Source organism: Streptomyces sp. NPDC006134 (assembly GCF_040628835.1).
GTDB lineage: Bacteria > Actinomycetota > Actinomycetes > Streptomycetales > Streptomycetaceae > Streptomyces.
Window position 1 is genome coordinate 96,297 of sequence record NZ_JBEXTV010000001.1, and the last position, 21,051, is coordinate 117,347.

Annotated in this window: 17 protein-coding genes and 1 pseudogene; 9 read left to right on the forward strand and 9 right to left on the reverse strand. The window is 73.5% G+C overall.

Annotated features, from left to right (window positions below; genetic code table 11):
- Positions 1 to 6 precede the first annotated feature (6 nt).
- From ABZ340_RS00485 to ABZ340_RS00495, 3 genes are read right to left on the reverse strand one after another with little or no spacing between them, the layout of a single operon-like run.
- Complete coding sequence (locus tag ABZ340_RS00485) at positions 7 to 870, reverse strand: carbohydrate ABC transporter permease (protein ID WP_358779504.1); 864 nt, start codon at positions 868 to 870, stop codon at positions 7 to 9.
- The gene (locus ABZ340_RS00490) at positions 867 to 1,805 is read right to left on the reverse strand and encodes a sugar ABC transporter permease (RefSeq protein WP_358779505.1); all 939 of its coding nucleotides are present in this window, start codon (positions 1,803 to 1,805) and stop codon (positions 867 to 869) included. The genes ABZ340_RS00485 and ABZ340_RS00490 overlap by 4 nt, the downstream gene beginning before the upstream one ends.
- Positions 1,802 to 3,160, reverse strand: coding sequence for an extracellular solute-binding protein (locus tag ABZ340_RS00495; RefSeq protein WP_358779506.1), 1,359 nt, complete (start codon positions 3,158 to 3,160; stop codon positions 1,802 to 1,804). The genes ABZ340_RS00490 and ABZ340_RS00495 overlap by 4 nt, the downstream gene beginning before the upstream one ends.
- A gap of 279 nt (positions 3,161 to 3,439) precedes the next feature.
- Here ABZ340_RS00495 and ABZ340_RS00500 point away from each other — a divergent pair, with 279 nt between their 5' ends.
- From ABZ340_RS00500 to ABZ340_RS00510, 3 genes are read left to right on the forward strand one after another with little or no spacing between them, the layout of a single operon-like run.
- Positions 3,440 to 4,183, forward strand: a complete 744-nt coding sequence (locus tag ABZ340_RS00500; protein ID WP_358779507.1) for a toxin-antitoxin system, toxin component family protein — start codon at positions 3,440 to 3,442, stop codon at positions 4,181 to 4,183.
- Entirely contained in the window at positions 4,180 to 5,418 is a 1,239-nt protein-coding gene (locus tag ABZ340_RS00505; RefSeq protein WP_358779508.1) for an MAB_1171c family putative transporter, read from the forward strand. The genes ABZ340_RS00500 and ABZ340_RS00505 overlap by 4 nt, the downstream gene beginning before the upstream one ends.
- Positions 5,415 to 6,818, forward strand: coding sequence for a pyridine nucleotide-disulfide oxidoreductase (locus ABZ340_RS00510; RefSeq protein ID WP_358779509.1), 1,404 nt, complete (start codon positions 5,415 to 5,417; stop codon positions 6,816 to 6,818). Before ABZ340_RS00505 ends, ABZ340_RS00510 begins: the two co-directional genes overlap by 4 nt.
- A gap of 166 nt (positions 6,819 to 6,984) precedes the next feature.
- On the opposite strand, the gene ABZ340_RS00515 is transcribed toward ABZ340_RS00510, so the two are convergent.
- Together ABZ340_RS00515 and ABZ340_RS00520 are read right to left on the reverse strand one after the other, a co-directional pair.
- Entirely contained in the window at positions 6,985 to 7,857 is an 873-nt protein-coding gene (locus ABZ340_RS00515) for an SMP-30/gluconolactonase/LRE family protein (protein ID WP_358779510.1), read from the reverse strand.
- Positions 7,854 to 8,627 carry an IclR family transcriptional regulator gene (locus ABZ340_RS00520; RefSeq protein WP_358779511.1) on the reverse strand — a complete coding sequence of 258 codons (774 nt, stop codon included), beginning with the start codon at positions 8,625 to 8,627 and terminating at the stop codon, positions 7,854 to 7,856. Before ABZ340_RS00520 ends, ABZ340_RS00515 begins: the two co-directional genes overlap by 4 nt.
- A 144-nt stretch (positions 8,628 to 8,771) precedes the next feature.
- Here ABZ340_RS00520 and ABZ340_RS00525 point away from each other — a divergent pair, with 144 nt between their 5' ends.
- A complete protein-coding gene (locus ABZ340_RS00525; protein WP_358779512.1) occupies positions 8,772 to 9,380 on the forward strand; it encodes a hypothetical protein in 609 nt (202 codons plus the stop codon).
- 6 nt (positions 9,381 to 9,386) lie between these two features.
- Here the strand turns inward: ABZ340_RS00525 and ABZ340_RS00530 are convergent, their stop codons facing one another.
- From ABZ340_RS00530 to ABZ340_RS00540, 3 genes are all read right to left on the reverse strand, one after another.
- Positions 9,387 to 10,259 (reverse strand): hypothetical protein, encoded by an 873-nt coding sequence (locus ABZ340_RS00530; RefSeq protein ID WP_358779513.1) that lies wholly within the window; start codon positions 10,257 to 10,259, stop codon positions 9,387 to 9,389.
- A 366-nt stretch (positions 10,260 to 10,625) separates the two neighbouring features.
- Positions 10,626 to 11,822 carry an MFS transporter gene (locus tag ABZ340_RS00535; RefSeq protein WP_358779514.1) on the reverse strand — a complete coding sequence of 399 codons (1,197 nt, stop codon included), beginning with the start codon at positions 11,820 to 11,822 and terminating at the stop codon, positions 10,626 to 10,628.
- Positions 11,823 to 11,953: 131 nt separating this feature from the next.
- On the reverse strand, positions 11,954 to 12,556 hold the full coding sequence (locus tag ABZ340_RS00540) for a TetR/AcrR family transcriptional regulator (protein ID WP_358779515.1): 603 nt from the start codon (positions 12,554 to 12,556) through the stop codon (positions 11,954 to 11,956).
- A gap of 357 nt (positions 12,557 to 12,913) precedes the next feature.
- On the opposite strand from ABZ340_RS00540, the gene ABZ340_RS00545 reads away from it, so the two are divergent.
- Entirely contained in the window at positions 12,914 to 14,188 is a 1,275-nt protein-coding gene (locus ABZ340_RS00545) for an aminotransferase class I/II-fold pyridoxal phosphate-dependent enzyme (RefSeq protein WP_358779516.1), read from the forward strand.
- Complete coding sequence (locus tag ABZ340_RS00550; protein WP_358779517.1) at positions 14,185 to 15,375, forward strand: GNAT family N-acetyltransferase; 1,191 nt, start codon at positions 14,185 to 14,187, stop codon at positions 15,373 to 15,375. Before ABZ340_RS00545 ends, ABZ340_RS00550 begins: the two co-directional genes overlap by 4 nt.
- A 55-nt stretch (positions 15,376 to 15,430) precedes the next feature.
- Here ABZ340_RS00550 and ABZ340_RS00555 read toward each other — a convergent pair whose 3' ends face one another.
- Complete coding sequence (locus tag ABZ340_RS00555) at positions 15,431 to 16,177, reverse strand: FadR/GntR family transcriptional regulator (protein WP_358779518.1); 747 nt, start codon at positions 16,175 to 16,177, stop codon at positions 15,431 to 15,433.
- A gap of 195 nt (positions 16,178 to 16,372) precedes the next feature.
- Between ABZ340_RS00555 and ABZ340_RS00560 the strand changes: the two are divergent.
- From ABZ340_RS00560 to ABZ340_RS00570, 3 genes and pseudogenes are all read left to right on the forward strand, one after another.
- Positions 16,373 to 17,746: pseudogene (locus ABZ340_RS00560) on the forward strand (SLC13 family permease).
- A 134-nt stretch (positions 17,747 to 17,880) separates the two neighbouring features.
- Entirely contained in the window at positions 17,881 to 19,452 is a 1,572-nt protein-coding gene (locus ABZ340_RS00565) for an acyl-CoA synthetase (protein ID WP_358779519.1), read from the forward strand.
- Positions 19,445 to 20,812 carry a carboxyl transferase domain-containing protein gene (locus ABZ340_RS00570; protein ID WP_358779520.1) on the forward strand — a complete coding sequence of 456 codons (1,368 nt, stop codon included), beginning with the start codon at positions 19,445 to 19,447 and terminating at the stop codon, positions 20,810 to 20,812. The genes ABZ340_RS00565 and ABZ340_RS00570 overlap by 8 nt, the downstream gene beginning before the upstream one ends.
- Positions 20,813 to 21,051 lie beyond the last annotated feature (239 nt).

Below are 21,051 nucleotides of genomic sequence, written 5' to 3' on the forward strand. Positions count from 1 at the left end.
GTGGGGTCACTGGCCGGCGAGGCCGGTGTGCGCGACGCCCGCCACGATCTGGCGCTGGAAGAAGACGAAGACGACGATCAGCGGCAGGCCCGCCATCAGTCCGCCGGCCATGAGCTGGGCCCACTGGATGCCGTAGGAGTTCATGACGGTCGCGATGCCGTTCGGCATGGTCATCAGGTCGGGGTTGTTGGTCACCATGTACGGCCACAGGAAGTTGTTCCAGGAGCTGATGAAGGTGAAGATGCCGACCGCGGCGAGGGAGGGGCGGGACAGCGGCAGGATGATGGTGAAGAAGACCCGCCAGCGTCCGGCGCCGTCGATGAACGCGGCCTCCTCCAGCTCGCGCGGGATGCCCTGGAAGAACTTGTAGAGGATGTAGACCATCGCGGCGGGCGCGCACTGCGGCAGGATCATGCCCCAGTAGGTGTCGACCATCCCCATCTGCTGGACGGTGGTGAACAGGGGGACGCCGAGCACGGCCGGGGAGACCATCAGGCCCGCCATCACCAGGCCCATCAGGGCGCCCTTGCCGCGGAACTCGGTGCGGGCGAAGCCGTATCCGGCCAGCGCGCTCACCAGCATCACGACGGCCGTCACACAGACGGAGACGACGAGGGAGTTCACGAACCAGTTGACGATGTTGCCGTTCTCGAACATGGCCGACCACGCCTGGCCGGTCCACTCCTTCGGCAGCCAGTGCGGGGACACCTCGACCGCCTCGGTCTCCGCCTTCAGGGAGGTGAACAGCGCCCAGGCCAGCGGGGAGAGGAACACCGCGGAGACGGCCACGCCGAGGAGGGTGAGCACGATCTGGCCGGGGGTCCAGGTGCGGCGGGGCTTGGTCCGCACCGGTGCTGCGGCGGTGGTCATCGGCCGCCCTCCTCACGGTTGCGCAGCAGCCACATCCGCCCGAGGGCGACGGCCGCGATGAGCACGAAGAAGATGATGGAGATCGCGGAGGCGTAGCCCACGCGGTAGCTGGTGAAGCCCTCTTCGAGGGTGTACTGCACGAAGGTGCGGGTCGATCCCTCCGGGCCCGGCCCGAAGTCCATCATCACCACGGCCTGGTCGAAGACCTGGAGCGAGGCGAGGATCTGGAGGGCGATGACGAGGCCGGTGATGTTGCGCAGCATCGGCAGGGTGATGTGGACCATGCGGTGCCAGGCGTTCGCGCCGTCCAGCTTGGCGGCCTCGTACAGGTGGGCGGGGATGCCCTGGAGCGCGGCGAGGTAGAGCAGGAAGCTGAAGCCGACCGTCCACCACAGGGTGGTGATGACGACCGCGAGCATCGCGTACGACTTGTCGGTCAGCCACGGCGTCTCCAGGCCGAAGACGTGGTTGATCATGCCGGTGCCGGGGTTGAACAGCCACTGCCACAGGTTGCCCGCGACGGTGGACGGCAGCAGGAACGGCATGAAGAAGCACAGCCGCCACAGCCACTTGCCGCGTTCGATGTGGTGGGCGAGCATCGCCAGCAGGAAGGCCATGACGGTGATGCAGGGCACGACCAGGAGCGTGAAGTACGCGCTGTGGCCGAGCGCGTCCCACATCAGCGGGTCCCGCAGGGCCTCGCGGTAGTTGTCGAGGCCGACGAAGCTCGCTCCCTCGCCGGAGATGTTGGCGTCGGTGAAGCTGAGGTAGAGGCCGCGCAGCAGCGGCCAGATCACGAAGAGCGCGAACAGCGCGAGGAACGGGGCGACGAACCAGCCGCCGTGCTGGAAGCCCTGCCTGCGGCGGACGGTGGCGCCGTGCGCGGCGGTCTTCGCGCGCGCCGGGGCGATGGCGGTCTGAGCGCTGGTCGTCATGCGACCGCACCTCCCTGCGCGGCGGTCCTGCCGTCCATGGGGTTCTTCGAGGCGAGCAGCTCGGTGAGCACGCCCTTCATCCGGCGGGCGGCGGCCTCGGGCCGGGCCGAGCCCATCGTCGAGGAGACGACGATCGGGCCGACGCGCTGGGCGAGGATGCCGGTGGAGCCGGCGAACCACACCTTGGGCTCGGTGGCCTGGTGGTCCATCGCCGTCACGTACTCGTTCTGCGGGCTGAGTTTCCGGTACGCGTCCGTGGCCAGGGTCGGCGTGTAGGCGGGGATGTGCCCGCCGGCCGACCACTGCCGGGCGTGGGTGACGACGTAGGCGGCGAGGCGGTGGGCGGCGTCGTTGGCGGCGCCGCCGCGCTCCGCCTGGTGCGGCAGCACGAAGGCGTGCGACTCGGCGTGGGTGGCCTGCCTGCCGAAGACGGGCGGCAGCGGGGTGGCGCCGTAGTCCAGCTTCGCGGTGTCGAAGACCGGCACCGACCAGTTGCCCTCCCAGACGAAGGGGGAGCCGTTGACGAACTGTTCGGCGCCCGCCTGGCCGCCGAAGCCCGGGTGGGCGTACCCGTCGGTGATGTGCCGGCGCAGGAACTCCAGGACCTGGGTGGCCTTGCCGGTGTCGAAGGTGACCTCGGTACGGGCGTCGTCGAACCAGGTGCCGCCGAGCTGGGTGTAGAAGGCGACGAAGAACCACCACTGGAAGTTCTGGTCGTTGTGCCAGAAACCGAGGGTCTGCAAGCCCTTCTTGGTGGCCTTCTTCGCCTCCTTCAGGATGCCGAACCACTCCTCGGGCGAGGTCGCGGGCACCATCCGCCCGTCGGCGCCGAGCAGGCCCGCCTTCTTCAGCACGTCCTTGCGGTAGAAGCAGAGCTGGACGTGGATGTCGAGCGGCAGGGCGTAGAGCTTGCCGTCGATGACGGCGCGCTTCCACAGCTCCGGGTTGAAGTCCGCCTCGTGCACGCCGTACTCGGCGAGCAGGTCCACGTCCCAGGGGTCCAGGAGGCGGCCGGGCGAGAAGCCGGTGACGCGGCCCAGGTGCATGACGCCGAGGTCCGGCGCGCGGTTGCCCGCCGCCGCCATGGCGAGCTTGGTGTAGAAGGGGCTGCCCCACTGGAGGGTGGAGTCCTTCACGGCGATGTCCGGGTGGTCTTTGCGGAAGGCGTCCAGCATCGCGATCATGTTGGCGCCGTCGCCGCCGCTGAAGAGGTTCCAGTAGCGCACCCGGGTGCGCGCGTCGGTGGCCAGCGCGTCGGCGCCCGTGCCCAGGGCCGCGAAGCCGAAACTGCCCGCGACCGCCAGGCCGCCCGCCGCGGCCAGAAGTTGCCTGCGATTGAGGCCAGGTCGTCCCATGCCCTGCCCATCTGTCGGTGAACGGTTGCTCGATGCGCTGGGGGCCCGCGGGCGCCGCATGCGACCGCGAAGCCCACGGCGTTCGATATGTCGAATGACGCTCGTAACTTCGAACGGGACCGTAAGGTCGAAGGACCTGCACGTCAATGGGTTGCGCAGGACTTCCGCTCACTTGTGATCGTTCTTTGTTGAACAACAGTCACCGGATCACATGACGCGGGCAGGCCCGGGCGCGTACGCTCGGACCGGCCGTCGACCGGCGGTGAGAAGGGGGACCCGATGGACAGGGCGGGCGCGCGCGGCAGGGCGTCCCGGCTCGTCGCGGCGCTCCGGCGCGCGCGCACCGGCTCGGCCATGCGCGCGCTGGCCGGCGACCTCGCCGCCGCGGTCCACGCCCGGACCCGGCCCCCCGGCGACGTACGGGCGGTGTGCCGGGCGGTGTGCGAGGAGATGGCCGCACGGCGCGGCGGACGGCCGGTGGAACTGCGCTTCGAGCGGTTCCCCGACGAGATCGACGTGACCGGACTGTGGGTGGAGTTCCACGACTTCGACCTGGTCATCGTCGAGGAGCGCGCCGAGGCCGTGCAGCAACTGGTGATCCTCGGCCACGAGTTGTGGCACCTGCACGCCGGGCACGGACACCACCACGTCGCCGGTCCGGACACGGACCGCGCACCGGACCGCGTACCGGGCCGCGCACCGGGCCGCGCACCGGACCGCGTACCGGGCCGCGCACCCGGCTGGAAGGGCGGCGCGCTGCCCGCCGGGCTGGCGGCCGCGCTCGGGCGGGGCGGCACCCCCGTCGCGGCCCGCAACGGCTCCCGCGAGGCGGACGAGGCCGAGGCCGACGCCTTCGGCCACCGGCTCGCCGCCGCGTTCCGGCCGCTGGTGACCGGCCGCCCGGACGGTCCGTACGGCGGCTCGTACGACGGCTCTTATGGTGGCTCGTACGGCGGTTCCCCCGCCGGTCCGGTGCAGCGGTCGCTGGGCTACCGCGGAGGCGGCGGAGGCCGGCAGCGGTGACCCCGGCACGTCTCGCCCTGGACCCCGCCCGGGTCCTCGGCGGCTTCTCCGTCTCCTTCTGGCTGCCCATCGCGGCCCTGGCCCTGGCCCTGGCCATGAAGCTGCCCAGCCTGGTCCGGATGTGGCGGGACCCGCTGCTGCGCGCCGTCGGCGGTCTGCTGCTGTTCGCCTGCGCCGTCTTCGTCTTCGCGTTCCCGCCGGTCATCGGCTGGGTCAACCGCGTCACCGGCGTCCCCAACATCGCGGCACCCTGGGTGTATTCGCTGCTCACCGCGTTGTGCGCGTCCTGGCTGCTGCTGATCGTCGCCTGGCGCAACGGCCTGGACGACCGCTCGGCCTCCACGCGCCGCGCCGCCCGGTGGGTCGTCCTCGTCTACGCGGGCGTGGTGGCCGCCCTGTGGGTGCTGTTCGTCCTCGCGGACGTGCCCGTGGAGCGGCGCCAGGACCTGGACACGTACTACGCCACCACGCCGTTCATGCGCGAGGGCATCCTGCTCTACCTGCTCGCGCACACCGTGGCCTGCTCCGTCACGGCCCGGCTGATCTGGAACTGGGTGCGCACCGACGGCCTCGACGCCTGGCTGCGCTGGGGTCTGCGGCTGCTGGGCGTCGGCTACGCGACCAACCTGCTCTTCGACGCGGCCAAGCTCACCGCGGTCGGCGCCCGGATGACCGGCCACGACCTGGACTGGCTGAGCACCGACCTGGCGCCCTCGGCCGCCTGTGTGTCGGCCACCCTGGTCGCGGTCGGCTTCATCCTCCCGCACTCCGGGCAGTACCTGCACGAGCGGTGGCGCATCCGGCGCGGCCACCGGCGCCTGCGGCCCCTGTACCTGCTGATGCGCACCGTGAACGGCGGCGGACTGCCCTTCGCCCCGCGCGCCGGCGCGGAGGTGCGCCTGATCCGCCGGGAGACGTTCGTCCGCGACGGGCTGCTCCAGCTCTCCCGGCACCTCGACGAGGAGCTGCGGCAGCGGGCGTACGAGGCGGCCCGCGCGCTGGGGCACGAGCCCGGCCGGGCCCGCGCCCTGGCCGCCGCCGTGATGATCCTGGACGCCGTCGCCATCAGGGAGCGCGCCCCGGACAGCGACAGCGCCGCCGCCCCGTCCGGCCCCGACACCACGTACCTGCTGCAGGAGATCCAGGCCGTCTCCCGGGCCCTGCGGCGCCGTGACGACATCGAGGCGGTCCGCGCCCGCGCCACCGCCCCGGCAGGAGAAAGTGCCCACCCATGAGTGAACGTCCCGCGCCCTCCAAAACCGCCGTCGTGCTGGGGGGCTCCCACACCGGCATGCTCGCGGCGCGCGCCCTGGCGGCGCACGCCGGCCGCGTCGTCGTCGTGGAGCGCGACGCGCTGCCCGCCCGTCCCGCGCCCCGCAAGGGGCTGCCGCAGGCACGCCATGCCCACATGCTCTGGTCGGGCGGGGTACGGGCCGTGGAGGACCTGCTGCCCGGGATCGGCGCGGCGCTGGAGCGGGCCGGGGCGCGGCGGGCGCCGGTCACCACGGACATGGTCGTCCTGGGGCCGCGGGGCTGGTTCCGGCGCTGGCCCGAGTCGCACCACGTGATCCTGGCCGGACGGGACCTGCTGGACGCCACGGTCCGCGCGCAGGTCCTCGCCGGCGGCCGGGTCGAGGTCGCCGAGCGGACCGAGGCGGTGGGCCTGACCGGTACGGCCGCCGCGGTCACCGGCGTACGGATACGGCCGCACGGCGGGCCCGAGCGGACCCTCGCCGCCGATCTGGTCGTCGACGCCACCGGGCGCGGCTCCGGAGCGGCGCGGTGGCTGGCGGCCCTCGGGCTGCCGGCGGCCCGGCGGCGCGAGGTCGACGCGGGACTGGCGTACGCCAGCCGGCTCTACCGCGCCCCCGAGGCGGCCCGGGGCGGGTTCCCGGTCGTCAACGTCCAGCCCGATCCGCGCGAGGGCGGGCCGGGCCGGGCCGGTTTCCTGCTGCCCATCGAGGACGGCCGCTGGATCGTCACCCTCTCCGGCACCCGCGGCGGGCAGCCCTCCCCCGCCGACGACGACTTCGTCCGCTTCGCCCGCGAGGAGCTGCGCCACCCGGTGATCGGCCGGCTCCTGGAGAACGCCGAGCCGCTGTCGGGCGTGGCGTTCACCCGCACCACCGTCAACCGCCGCCACTTCTACGAGCGGATGCCCGCCTGGCCGGAGAACTTCGCCGTCCTCGGCGACGCCCTCGCCGCGTTCAACCCGCTCTACGGGCACGGCCTGTCGGCCTCCGCGCAGAGCGCCGTCGTCCTGCGGGAGGTGATCGGCCGTCACGGGTGGGCGGCGCCGGGGCTGGCGCGGCGGATCCAGCGGGCGGTGGCGCGCGTGATCGGCGCGGCCTGGGACCTGGCCGTGGGCCAGGACGTGTTCTACCCCGGCGCGGCGGAGCACGGCCCCACCCTGCGGGACCGGCTCCTGTCCGCGTACGTCGGCCGGCTCATGTACACGGCCACCGGCAACGGGCGGATCGCCCGCCGGGTGACCGACGTGACGTCGCTGGAGCGGAGCGCGGCGGTGCTGCTGGCCCCGTCGGTCCTGCTGGCGGCGGCGGCCGGCCCCCTCAAGCCGGCGCTGAGCGGGCCGCCGCTGACGGTGCGGGAACGCAAGGCGGTGGGGTTGCCGTAGGGCGGTGAGGCCGCCGTGCGGCGGGGGTGGGGCCGTGGGCCGGTGGCGCCGTAGGACGATGGCGCCACCGCAGGCTGGTAACGCGACCGTGGGCCGGTGGCGACACCACGGGCCGGTAACGCTGCCGTGGGCCGGTGGTGTCGCCGTGGGCGGGTGGCCCGGTGGCTCAGCCCGGGAACGCCGGCTGCGGCAGGCCCTTGCCCGCGCCCGGCACCACGAACACCGCCCCGGCCAGCGGATGCGGCGCCGTCAGACCCGTACGGGCCGTGGTGATGTACAGGTCGGTCAGGTCCGCGCCGCCGAAGGCGCACGCCGTCACGCGGGGCACCGGCAGCCCGATCACCCGGTCCAGCCTGCCGTCCGGGGTGTAGCGGCGCACCGCCGCGCCCTCCCACAGGGCCACCCACACGCAGCCGTCGGCGTCGACGGTGAGACCGTCGGGGAAACCGGCGCCGTCCTCGATCCGCGCGAACGGGCGCCGTCCGGCGGCCCGCCCCGTCTCCTGGTCGACGTCGAAGACGTCGATCCGCCCGGTCGGCGTGTCGATGTAGTACATCAGCCGCCCGTCGGGGCTCCAGCCGATGCCGTTGCTCACCGTCACGTCGTCCAGGACGGTCTCGGCGCTCCCGTCGGCAGTGAGGCGGGTGAGGGTGCCGCCGCCCGTCGCCTCGTCGTAGCGCATGGTGCCGGCCCACAGGGAGCCGTCGGGTGCGACGGCGGCGTCGTTGCCGCGGCGGCCGGGGACCGGGTCGTGGCGCAGCCAGCGGAAGGCGCCGTCCGGGTCCACCAGGCCCACCCCGTCCCGCAGGTTGAGGACCAGCCCGCCGCCCGCGCGCGGCTTGGCGGCACCCACGTGCTGCCCGGTGGCGCGGACCGTGCGGCGGCCGGTCGCCGGGTCGTAGGTGTGGACGCGGGAGTTCAGGATGTCGACCCAGATCAGCCGGTTCTCCGCCGTGTCCCAGGCCGGGCCTTCGCCGAGGGCCGCCTCGGCCCGTACCGCCACCTCGTACGCCGTGCCCCTCGTGCCGTGGTGGGTCATGCCGCGCTCCGGTAGCCGAGCCGCTCCGACAGGTCCGCGGCGCCCTTGAGCACGAGTTCCTCCAGCTCGGCGCGGCGTTCCTCGCTCCAGCGGATCATCGGCACGGAGATGGACAGGGCGGCGACGACCCGGCCGGTGCGGTCGCGCACCGGGGCGGCCACGCAGGAGACGTCCGGGTTGGACTCGCGGTTCTCCCGTGCCAGGCCGCGCTCGCGGATCTCCGCCAGGGCCTGCCGCAGGGCGGCCGGGTCGGTGATGCTGTTGGGGGTCATCGCGACCAGCTCGGCGCCGTCCGGGATGCGGGCGGCGAGCTCCTGCTCGGGGAGGGAGGCCAGCAGCATCTTGCCGACGGAGGTGCAGTGCGCGGGCAGCCGTCGTCCGGCCGCCGACACCATCCGCACGGCGTGCGTGGAGTCCACCTTGGCGATGTAGATGACGTCGGTGTCCTCCAGGATCGCCACGTGCACGGTCTCGTCGCAGGTCTCGGCGACGGTCCGGGCGACCTGCTGGCCCTCGGCGGCGAGATCGAGGTGCTCGGCGTAGCGGGCGCCGAGCTGGTACGGCCGTACGCCGAGCCGGTAGCGTCCGGGCTGGCCGGGCACCGGGGTGATGTACTTCCGGGCGGCGAGCGTGGTGACCAGCTCGTGCACGGTGGTGCGCGGCAGTTGCAGCTTGCGCACGATGTCGGGGGCGGAGAGCGTCCCGTCCCCGTCGAGGAAGAGCTCCAGAATGTCGAGAGCCCGGGTCACGGCTGGTACGAGGCGTCCCACGACCGGCCCCCTCCCTATGTGTCTCAGGCGCCTGGGTGGAGACATCCCGCTGTTCGAGATATCAACAGGCGATCGGCATGACGAACACAGGCTAGACACACAGGGGTGACGCGGGCAATGGCCGGGAGGGGCGACGATGGATTCATGCCTTCCGGAAAGCGCCCCGACGCCCCGCCCACCCCGCTCACCCCGCTCACCCCTCTCGACTTCCAGCTGGTGCTGTTGCGGCGCATGGCCGACTTCAACGCGGAGCTGGTCGAGGAGGCGCGGCGGAAGCTGGGCGTCCCGGCGGCGCGGATGCGGGAGGCCAACCGGCGGTGGCAGGCGATGGTCCGCTCCCCGCGCGCCCGTTCGGCCGCCGCCGGCTACCGCGCGGTGCTCGGTGAGCCGGAGTCGGTGGCCGTCCGTCGCGTGGGCGGCCTGGAGTGCGAGGCCCGGCGGTGGCCGCTGCCGCTCTGGCCGGACCTGCGGTTCGAGGTGCTCGTCGGCGGGGACGGGACGGTCTGGAACGCGTGGCTGGTGCGGGCGCCGGACGCCCCCGCGCCACGGCTGACCGTCCTTGAGGACCTCACCCCTTGGTCCTGCACCGTCGACGAGGCGACCCGCGCCTTCGCACCCGCCCGCCCGTTGCAGGGGTCGGCCCCGGGCCGGTGGGGCCTGGCCTTCACGGCCCCGGACGCGCACGGCGTACGGCACGAGGTCGTCGCCGAGTTCGCGTGGGGCTTGCTGCAACGGACGGTGGTCAGCGGGTAGCCGCGGTCAGCGGGTGGCCGCGGCCAGGATCGCCTCGGTCACGGCCGGCACCGAGCCGGGGTGGAGGAAGAGGAAGAGGTTCGGCTCGACCAGTTCCAGCTCCATCACATGCGGCCGGCCGTCGTCGCCGTCCACGAGGTCGACGCGGGCGTACAGCAGGCCGGCGGCCCCGGGGACGGCCGCCAAGGCCCGCCGGGCGACGTCCAGTTCGGCGTCCGTGGGCCGCCAGGGCTCCAGGCCGGGGTGGGCCACCTTCCGCTCGTCGTACGGCGTCCCGGGCGCGAGGACCGCGCCCTTGCGGCTGGCGTGCAGCAGCCGGCCGCCGAAGAACTGCAGCGCCCGCTCCCCGGCGGTGTCGATGCCGCGCATGTACGGCTGGACCATCGCCGTGAAGCCCTCGGCGTGCATGCGCTCCACCTGCCGTACGGCGGTGGCGTGCCGGTCGGGCGTGTAGCGGGCGGCGAAGCGGGCCCCGGCGCCGGAGGTGGGTTTGACGACGTATTCGTGGCCGTCGGGGAGGCTGACGGCCTCGCCGGGGGCGAGATAGCGGGTGGGGACGACGGGGACGCCGGCCGCCGCCAGGTCGCCCAGGTAGCGCTTGTCGGTGTTCCAGCGCACCACCTCCGCCGGGTTCGCCAGCCGCGTCGCCTTGCCGCACGCCTCGGCCCAGGCGGTGAACTCGGCCGCGCGCCAGCTGTAGTCCCAGGTGGAGCGGATCACGGCGAGGTCGAAGGAGGCCCAGTCGACGGAGGGGTCGTCCCACTCCACGGCCGACGCGTCCGCCCCGGCCTCCCGGAGCGCCCGCACCAGCACCGGCAGGTCGCGGTCGGCGGCGACCTCGGGCTGGGGACGGCAGGTGACGAGTGCGATGCGGGGCACGGCGACTCCATCCTCGTACGGTTGCTCTACCGTTCGATTATTCGGCTATGTGGCCGTTCGGCAGGCTAACAACCGGCCGGGGGACCGGAACAGGCCATGGGGGCCCGGTCGGCGAGCCGCGGCCTTCCCGGCCCCGGCGACCGCCTTCGCCGCCGGGGCCGGTGAACTCGCCTCCGCCAGGACCGGATCCGGGACCGGGGCCGGGACCGGGGCCGGGGCCGGGACCGGGGCCGGAATCGGGACCGGGAGCGGGGCCGGGACCGGGAGCGGGGCCGGGACCGGGAGCGGGGCCGGGACCGGGAGCGGGGCCGGGAGCGGGGCCGGGACCGGGAGCGCTCAGGTGCCGGGTGGCGGCCCGGTGGTTGGTCACAGACCCGAGGCAGGCGAGCTCGCCCATGATTCGCCGGGCGGAACGCTCGTGCTCGCCGTTCTCCTCGTCTGCGTCGCGAGCACCAGGGCGGCCAGGACGGCGAAGGCCGCACCGGTCCACATCGCCACGACGGGGTCGTCCCCGAACAGGCCGATGGTGAGGGCGCTGATCGCGGTCCCCAGGGTGACGCCCATGGTGATGACCGCGGTGTGCACGGTGCTGACCAGGTTCCCGACACCACCGACCTCGGCCACCCGGGTGACCAGCGCGGGGTTCATCGTCACCCCGGCGAGGCCGACGACGAGCACCATCCCGAGCGCCACGGCCGGCACGTGGCCGAGCAGTGCCAGCAGTCCCAGCGAGACGAACAGCAGCGTGTGCCCGAGCCGCAGCACTGTCACCGCGTGCCGGTCGGCGAACTTGCCGACGATCAGGTTGCCCACGTAGGAGCAGAGGCCGTACCCCAGCAGGATCAGGGTCGTGGTGCCGGTGGCGAAGTCGGCGCTCTGCTCGAGAAGCGGAGTGAAGTAGGAGAAGGAGGCGTAGGCGGCGCCGACCGTGAGCAGGCTGACCAGGTACCGCGACCACAGCCGGGGTGAGCGCAGGTTGCGCACGTCCTGGGCGGCGTCGTCCTGGGTGGCGGCCTCCAGCGGCGGAAGCGCGGCCACGCTGACCAGGAACAGCAGGAACGCGGCCGCCCCGAGTACGTAGAAGCTGGGCTGCCATCCCCACCGGCCGGCGATGAAGTGGGACAAGGGAAGGCCGGTCACGGTCCCGACCATGATCCCGCCGAGCACGATCGAGATGGCCTCACCGATCTTCTCCGGACGCGGCGCCAGGCGCGCCCCGAAGGTGACCGACAGTCCGAACCCGGCACCGGCCAGGCACCCCGTCACGGTGCGGACCACGGCCACCCACCAGTACGCGTGGACGAGCGGAACCATCACCTCGAGTACGGCGTAGGCCGCGACCACGCCCAGCAGTGCCCGCTTGGGCGGGCTGTGCCGGAAGACGAAGGCGAGCAGCGGGCCCCCGATCGCCATGCCCAGGGCGTACAAGGAGACCAGCAGGCCCACCTGGCCGGTGCTCACACCGAAGTCGTCGGCGATCACCGGCATCATGCCGGCGATCTGGAGCTCGCTCATCACCACGACGAGGATCGTCAGCATGAGCACATAGAGCTGTCGTTTCACTTCAGGTCCTTCCTTCACCGACCGGCGAATCCGCCGTTCTGTATCTGAGAATTCAAAACTTGGGCATGCGTGAGCGACGCCCGCGCGCACGCCGGTGACCGACCGTCGATGACCGACCGCCGGCGACCGGCTCAGGCCGCGAGCGCCCCGAGTGTCAGCCGCGCGATCCGGTCGAGCTCTTCGGGCCGGGTACCGGCCTGGGCCATGACCCGCAGCCCGGAGATGAGGGTGACGACGGACAGCGCGGCCTCCCGCACCGGCAGGTCCGGCTTCAGGGAACCGTCGAGCCGTCCCGCGCGGATGGCCTGGCCGAGCAGCGCGATCTGACGGTCCAGCGCCCTGTCGAGGATCCGCTCGACACGGGCGTCCCGCACACCCAGATCCGGATTCATGCGCGTGTTCACCGCCATGCATCCAGCGGCGTGCCCCCGGGCGGCCGCCTCGCGCTCCTCGTCGACGATGAGGTCGAGCAGGCCGGCCAGGCGTGCCGCGCCGCTGAGTCTCTCGTCGGTCAGGACCGACTCCTGCTTGCCGCCGGTGACGTTCGCATAGTGCTCCAACGCCCTTACGAACAGCTCCTCCTTGGAGGAGAAGGCGTTGTAGAGACTGCTGCGCCGCACGCCCGCCGCCTCACAGAGCTGCTCGGTCGACGTGTCGGCGAAGCCGTGCACGCGGAACTCCCCCGCCGCCGCGTCGAGCACGTCGGACTCCCTGAACGACCGTGGTCTGCCCATGCCGCCGACTGTAGCGCGTTATGGATTTCGAAGTCCATAAACTGTCGGACCTCCAGACCTCCAGACCTCCGGCCCCGGCCGCGCCCGCACGCCCGCACCCCGGGCAACACCCGCACGCCCGCACACCCCCGGGCGACGCCCGCACGCCTGATGGGCCGCCCGATGGGCCGCGCCCCTTACCCCATTCAGGATCCCCACGGGGCGAGAACACGACACAAGAAGCCCGTTTTCACTCGATCGGACTAGCGGGCGAGGCGGCGAGTTCCTTCTCGATTCGTTCGGCTGAGAGGATTCCCGTCGCCGCCCCACCACTCTTCCTAAGACCATCCGGGGCTGGAATTCGAATACAGGAATACAGTGGCAGATATTTTCGACAAACAGCTGACGGCCGTCATGGAGCACGGGGTCCGCATGCGGCCGAAGCCGATTTACAACGCCCTTGAGGTGCGGGACGGTGAGGTGTTCCTCGACGGACAGCCCATGGTCATGGCGGCCCGCAACGACTATCTGGGCCTCGCGCACGATCCGCGGGTCGTGAGGGCCGCGGCCGAGGCCGCGCACCGGTGGGGCGCCTCGTCCTCGGCGAGCCGGCTCATCGGGGGATCGCTCACCCTGCACGAAGAACTGGAGGCCCGGCTCGCCGCGTTCCTCGGCTGCGAGGCGGCGATCGTGACCACGACGGGCTTCGAGGCCAACCTCGCGCTCGCTCCCCTCCTCGGCCGCGGTGACGTGGTCTTCAGCGACAAGGCCAACCACGCCTCCCTGATCGAAGCCGTGCGGCTCGGCTTCGCCGACCGGCGCTGGTACCGCCACTCGGACACGGCGGACCTGGAGCGCAAGCTCGCGGCGGCCGACCCGGACGCCGCCAAGGTGATCTTCACGGACGGTCTGTTCTCGATGGAGGGCGACCTGTGCCGGCTGCCGGAGCTCGCCTCGCTCGCCCGGCGCCACGGAGCCCGCCTGGTGGTCGACGGCGCCCATGACATCGGCCTGCTCGGTCCACGGGGGCGCGGGGTCGGCGACCACTTCGGACTGCCGGACGCGATCGACCTCCACACCGGCACCCTCTCCAAGGGCTTCGGCTCGATCGGCGGTTTCCTGGCCGGGCCGCGCGAGGTCATCCACTATCTGCGTCACACCTCACGGTCCGTCATTTTCACCACCTCGATGCCCCCGGCCTCCGCCGCCGCGGCACTGGCGGCCCTCACCGTCGTCGAGACGGAGCCCGAGCGCCGTACCCGCGCCCTGGAGGTGGCCCGCCGGGTCCGCGACGGGCTGCGCGGCCTCGGTTTCGACACCGGCGACTCGGTCACCCCGATCGTGCCCGTCATCACCGGCCGTACGGACATGGCCACCGCCCTCTGGCGGGAGGTCCTCGCGGCGGGCGTCCTCGCCAGCCCCGTCTCCGCGCCCGCCGTGCCCGAGGAGCGCTCCCTCGTGCGTCTGTCGCTCCAGGCCACGCACACCGACGAGGAGATCGCGCGCATCCTGGCGGCCTTCGCGGCCGGGGGGCGAAAGCTCGGCCTGATCCCCGACGCGCCCGCCGTTCCCGCCGCCCGCCCCGCCGGGTCCGTCACCGCCGCCCCGGGGCAGCAGACCTCCGCGTGCGCCGTCATGGACCGGGTCTCATGAGCGTCACCGTCACCCCGGTCGCCGGACGTTCCGACCTGACCTCCTTCATCAGGCTCCCGTACGCCCTCTACCGCGACGACCCGCTGTGGGTCGCCCCGCTGGAGCGGGAACGGCGGTCCTTCCTGGACCCGGTCCGCAACCCGTACCACCGCACCGCGGCCGTCCGGCTCTTCCTCGCCCGCCGGCAGGGCACCGTCGTCGGCCGGATCGCGGCCGTCGTCGACCCGCGGTTCAACGAGCGGCACGATCCGCACTGCGGCGTCATCGGGCTCTTCGAGTGCGCCGACGACCCCGTGGCCGCCGCCGCGCTGTTCGACACGGCGGACGCCTGGCTCGCCGCGCGCGGGATGCGCCGCACCTTCGGCCCGCTCGGACTCACCACCAACGACGAGTGCGGCATCCAGATCGCGGGCCACGACCAGCCGCACGTCCTGCTCATCCCGCGCACCCGCCCGTACTACCCGGAGCTTTTCTCCCGCTGCGGATTCAGGAAGGCGAAGGACCTCGTCTCCTATTCCATTCCGATGCCCCGCGACGGGGAACCGCCGGCGGATTACCGGGCATCCGCCGAACGCGTCCTCGCGACCCCCGGCCTCACCGTGCGGCCGATGGACACGAAAAGGGCCCGGTCCGATCTGGAGACGGTCCGCGACATCTACAACGCCACCTTCGAGGAAAGCTACGGATCGGTTCCGCTCGGCGACGCCGAATTCGACTACCTGGCACACCGGCTGAAACCGCTCCTGCGCCCCGGCCTCCTCCAGATCGCCGAAATGCACGGCGAGCCCGTCGCCTTCCTCCTCTGCCTCCCCGACGCCCACCAGGCCCTCCACGCCGCCCATGGCCGCCTCACCACCTTCGGGCTGCCGCTCGGCCTGATCCGCGTCGCCCGGGCGAGCCGCCGCGTCGACCGCGTCCGTTTCACCGCCATGGGCGTCCTGAAGGAGCACCGCTCACGCGGCCTCGCCACCGCCCTGCTCACCCAGGCCCAGCGGGCCGCCTTCCGCCTCGGCCACACCGAGATCTCGTACTCCTGGGTGCTGGAGGACAACCACGCCTCCCGCCGCCACGCCGAGGCCCTCGGTGGAATCCACACCCTCACCCACCGCCTGTACGAGCGGGAGACGGCGGACGGGCCGGCCGGGGACGGGGAGGGCCGCGACGGCCCCCGCGGCGTCCTTCCGTAGGCGGCCACCCGGCGGTCATGGCATGAGCGCCGATGGCCGGGGGCCTGGCATGCGGTCAGGATGGGAACGAGCCTTCGGGCCGGTCCCCCTGGGACCCGCCGTCTTCCTCCGGGTCCCAGTCCAGCAGGCGGACCTTGGCGACCGTGCGGACGTGGCGGCGCATGGCGGTGGCCGCCCGGCGGGGGTCGCGGGCGGCGACGGCGTCCAGGATGGCCCGGTGCTGGGCGAGGGAGCGGGCGGGGCGGCCGGGCTGGCGGAGGGACTCGGTGCGGCTCTCGGCGATCTGGTGGGCGATGGAGCGCATGAACTCCGCGAGCAGGCCGCTGTGCGCCGCCGCCGTCACCGCCGCGTGGAAGAGGCGGTCGCCCTCGGCGCCGTGACCGCCCCGCTCGATCTCCTCGGCCATCAGGGCGAGCGCGGAGCCCATCGCGGCCAGGTCCTCGTCCGTGCGGCGCTCGGCGGCCAGTTCGGCGAGTTTCGTCTCCAGCGCCTCGCGGGCCTCCAGGACGTCCGGGAGACGCCGGCGGCGTTCCACCATCGCCTCGACGGGTTCGGCGTCGAGGCTGTCGCGGACCAGGTACGTGCCGCCGCCGTGCCGTGTCTCCACCAGGCCCTGGACCTCCAGGACCACGATGGCCTGCTTCACCGAGGCCCGGCTCACGCCGAGGCGCTGGGCCAGGTCCCGTTCGGCCGGGAGCCGGTCGCCGGCGCGCAGGCCGCCCTCGGCGACGTACTGGCGCAGCCTCTCCAGCACCTGTTCGTACAGGCGCTGTCTGGCCATGGGGCGCAGGGCGTCGGACACGGCTCCCCCCTTTCGTCCCGTTTCTCGTCCTGTTGCCGGGGAGCGTAACACCGGGCGCGCGGTGGCCGAGTGGCTGAACCAATCTCTGCGTGACCCCTTGACGGAGCCGGGCGGTGAGCCCACGCTGGCCCGGCCAGCCGTACCGCCCGATTGGCTCAGCCACTCGGCCATTCCGGTCCGTCGTCGGGAGCCCGCATGTCCCCCGAACTCGTCTCGATCCTCGTCCTCGCCGTGGTGTTCGTCATCGCCACCACCCGGTCCGTCAACATGGGCGCCCTCGCCTTCGCCGCCGCCTTCGGGGTCGGCACGCTCGTCGCGGGCCTCGACGCGGACGGCATCTTCGCCGGCTTTCCCGGCGATCTGTTCGTCGTCCTGGTCGGCGTCACCTACCTGTTCGCGATCGCGCGGGCCAACGGGACCACCGACTGGCTGGTGCACGCGGCGGTGCGGCTGGTGCGGGGGCGGGTGGCGCTGATCCCGTGGGTGATGTTCGCGCTCACCGGGGCGCTCACCGCGATCGGCGCGGTCAGCCCGGCCGCGGTGGCGATCGTCGCGCCGGTCGCGCTGAGCTTCGCCGGCCGGTACGGGATCAGCCCGCTGCTGATGGGCACGATGGTGGTGCACGGCGCGTAGGCCGGCGGCTTCTCACCCATCAGCATCTACGGCTCGATCGTCAACGGCATCGTCGAGCGGGAGAACCTGCCGGGCAGTGAGATCGGGCTGTTCCTCGCCTCGCTGGCCGCCAATCTCGTCATCGCGGGCGTGGTGTTCGTCCTGTTCGGGGGGCGGAAGCTGTGGGCGCGGGGGGCCGTGGAGGCGGACGGGGACGGGGAGGCCGGGGCGGAGGAGGCGGTGAAGACGGACGGGGACGGGGAGGCCGGGGCGGAGGAGGCGGTGAAGACGGACGGGGACGGGGAGGGCGCGCCGGGACGCACCGGGGGCGACGGCACCGGCGGTACCGCGCCCGCCCGGCTCACCCCGGCCCGGATCGCCACCCTCACCGCCCTGGCCGCCCTCGTCGTCGCCGTCCTCGGCCTCGATCTGGACGCGGGCCTGACCGCCGTCAGCCTCGCCGTCGTGCTGAGCACCGTCTGGCCGGACGACAGCCGCCGGGCGGTCGGCGAGATCGCCTGGTCCACGGTGCTGCTGATCTGCGGTGTCCTCACCTACGTCGGTGTCCTCCAGGAGACGGGCACCATCACCTGGGCCGGCGAGGGCGTCGGCGGCATCGGCGTCCCGCTGCTGGCGGCGGTGCTGCTGTGCTACATCGGCGCGCTCGTGTCGGCGTTCGCCTCCTCCGTGGGGATCATGGGCGCGCTGATCCCGCTGGCCGTGCCGTTCCTCGCGCGGGGCGAGATCGGGGCCGCCGGCATGGTGGCGGCGCTCGCGGTGTCGGCGACGGTGGTGGACGTCAGCCCGTTCTCGACCAACGGGGCGCTGGTGCTGGCCGCGGCACCCGACGTCGACCGCGAGCGTTTCTTCCGGCAGCTGATGGTGTACGGAGGGATCGTGGTGGCGGCCGTACCGGCGCTGGCCTGGCTGGTGCTGGTCGTGCCCGGTCTCGGCTAGGCCCTGTCCGACCGGCCTCGTCCACAGGTGACAACCCATCGACCGCAGACGACAAGCAACCCTCCACAGGCGACGAGCAACCGTCCACAGGCGACGAGCAACCGTCCACAGGCGACGACCAAGGAGTACGACGCGTGTCCTCTCTCTTCCCGGCCCTGACCGACGCTCCGGCCGGCCGGACCGCCCTGCGGTTCGGCGAGCGCTCTCTGACGTACGCGGAACTGGCCGCCGCGGCGGGTGCCACCGCCGGCCGGCTGACGGGCGGCGGCCGGGTGGCCGTCTGGGCGACGCCGACGCTGGAGACGGCCGTCGCAGTCGTGGCGGCGCTGCTGGCCGGGGTGCCCGCGGTGCCGCTCAACCCCAGGTCCGGGGAGAAGGAGCTGGCGCACATCCTGTCCGACAGCGCGCCGGCGCTGGTGCTGGCCGCGCCGGGCGCCGAACTCCCCTCCCCCGTCTCGGAACCGGCCCGCCTCGACGTCGACGTGCGCGCCGGCGGCCCCGTCCCCGAGGACCGGGCCGGGGAGGGCGACCCCGCGCTGGTCGTCTACACCTCCGGCACCACCGGCCCGCCCAAGGGCGCGGTCATCCCCCGCCGGGCCGTCGCCGCGACGCTGGACGCGCTCGCCGACGCCTGGCGGTGGACCGGGGACGACGTCCTGGTCCACGGACTGCCGCTGTTCCACGTGCACGGCCTGGTGCTGGGCGTCCTCGGCCCGCTGCGGCGCGGCGGCTCGGTGCGGCACCTCGGGCGGTTCACCACCGAGGGCGTGGCGCGGGAGCTGAACGCCGGCGCCACCATGCTCTTCGGCGTGCCGACGATGTACCACCGCATCGCCGAGGCCCTGCCGGACGAGCCGGAGCTGGTGAAGGCCCTCGCCGGGGCCCGGCTGCTGGTCTCCGGTTCCGCCGCGCTGCCCGTGCACGACCACGAGCGGATCGCCGCCGCGACCGGGCGGCGGGTGATCGAGCGGTACGGCATGACGGAGACGCTGATGAACACCAGCGTCCGCGCCGACGGCGAGGCACGGGCGGGGACGGTCGGGGTGCCGCTGCCGGGCGTCGAGCTGCGGCTGGTGGAGGAGGACGGGACGGAGATCGCCGCGTACGACGGGGAGACCGTCGGGGAGATCCAGGTGCGCGGCGCCAACCTCTTCACCGAGTACCTCAACCGCCCGGACGCCACCGCCGCCGCCTTCACCGCCGACGGCTTCTTCCGCACCGGCGACATGGCGGTGCGCGACCCCGACGGCTACGTCCGCATCGTCGGCCGCAAGGCCACCGACCTGATCAAGAGCGGCGGGTACAAGATCGGGGCCGGGGAGATCGAGAACGCGCTGCTCGAACATCCCGGGGTGCGGGAGGCCGCCGTCACCGGGGAGCCGGACGCCGATCTCGGGGAGCGGATCGTGGCGTGGGTGGTGCCCGCCGACCCGCAGGACCCGCCGGGGCTGGAGGAGCTGGCGGACCATGTCGCCCGGCGGCTCGCACCGCACAAGCGGCCCCGGGCCGTCCGCCATCTCGGCGCCCTGCCGCGCAACGACATGGGGAAGATCATGAAGCGGGCGCTGGGGCAGGAACAGGGCCAGGGGCAGGAGCAGAGCCAGGGGCAGGAGCAGAGCCAGGGGCAGGAACAGGGGCAGGGGCAGAGGCAGGGCGGGGAACAGGGCCAGGGCCAGGGGCAGGGGCAGGGGCAGAGCCGTGGCTGAGCGGCTGTCCGCGCGGGAGGTCCTCGCCCTGGTCGCCGACGACTTCGCCGAACTGCCCTGCGAGGAGCGGGAGGACGGGCCCGACGGGCCGCTGGGCTGGCCGGGGTACGGCGCCGCGCGGGCCCGTGCCGCCGCCCGCACCGGCGAGCGGGAGTCGGTGGTCTGCGGCACCGGGACCGTCGGCGGCCCCGGTGGCACCCGGGCGGTGCTGATGGCGTTCGAGTTCGGGTTCCTCGGCGGCTCGCTGGGGCAGCGCACCGGCGACCGGCTCCAGGCGGCGTACGCCTACGCCCGCGCGCACCGTCTGCCGGTCGTGCCGCTGGTCGCCACCGGCGGGAGCCGGATGCAGGAGGGCATGCTCGCCCTGACCCAGTTGCAGCGGGTGGCGCGGCAGTCGGTGCTCACCCGGGAGGCCGGGCTGCCGCAGATCGCGGTGGTGCGGGACCCGGCGACCGGCGGGGGCTGGGCCACCCTGGGCGCGGGCGCCGACGTGGTGCTGGCGCTGCCCGGCGCCCAGGTCGGTTTCGCCGGGTCCCGGGTCCGGCCGGCCCACGCCGACCCGGCGGCGTACACGGCCGAGGCGCAGGTGGCGGTGGGGTCGGCGGACGCCGTCGTACGGCCCGGGGAACTGCGCGGCACGCTGGCGCGGTGGCTGCGGCTGCTGACGGCGCCGTCGGGCACCCCGGCGCCCGTGCCCGGGCCGCTCGGCGCCACCGCCCCGCCCGCCGGCGGCTGGGAGGCCGTACGGCGGGCCCGCGCCCCCGAACGCCCGCGCGCGCACGCCTACCTGGACGCCTACTTCACCGAACGGGTCGCGATCACCGGCGACCGGTGCGGGGGCGCCGACCCGGAGGGGATGCTGTGCGGTTTCGGCACGCACGGCGGGCGGACGGTCGCCTACGCCGCCCAGACCGGCACGGCGACCCGGCCCGCCGGATACCGCACCGCCGCCCGGCTGATCCGGCTCGCGGACCGGCTCGGCATCCCGGTGCTGACCCTGGTGGACACCCCGGGCGCGGCCAACGACGCGGCGGCGGAGCGGGCGGGGGTGGGCCCGGCGATCGCGGACCTGTTCGCCGCGGTGGCGTCCGCCCGGACGCCGGTCACCACGCTGGTGATCGGCGAGGGCGGGTCGGGCGGCGCGCTGGCGCTCGCGGCGCCCGGCAACACCTGGGCCACGCCCGACAGTTACTTCTCCGTCATCGCGCCCGAGCTCGCGGCGGCGATCCTCAAGCGCCCGCCGGAGGAGGCGGCGGCGACGGCGGACCAACTGCGGCTGACGCCACGGGACTTGGCGGACCTGGGGGTGATCCGAACAGGCGATCACCTGTTCCCTGGAACAGGTGATCGTCACCCGTGAGGGTGCATGAGACGCGTGATGCGCAGGATACTTACGGTGCGCAAGCGACGGGCTGCAGACCGTAGTTGACGCGCAGGTCCCACATTCACATGCACCACCGCAAGGAGTAGCACGATCATGAATCTTCTCACCGACGTCCTCGCCGGCCTCGTCCACTTCATCGGCTGGCTGGTCTGACGTCCCGCTCCGCGCACACGGCGGCGCCGTCTCCCCGTCCCAGGGAGGCGGCGCCGTCCGCA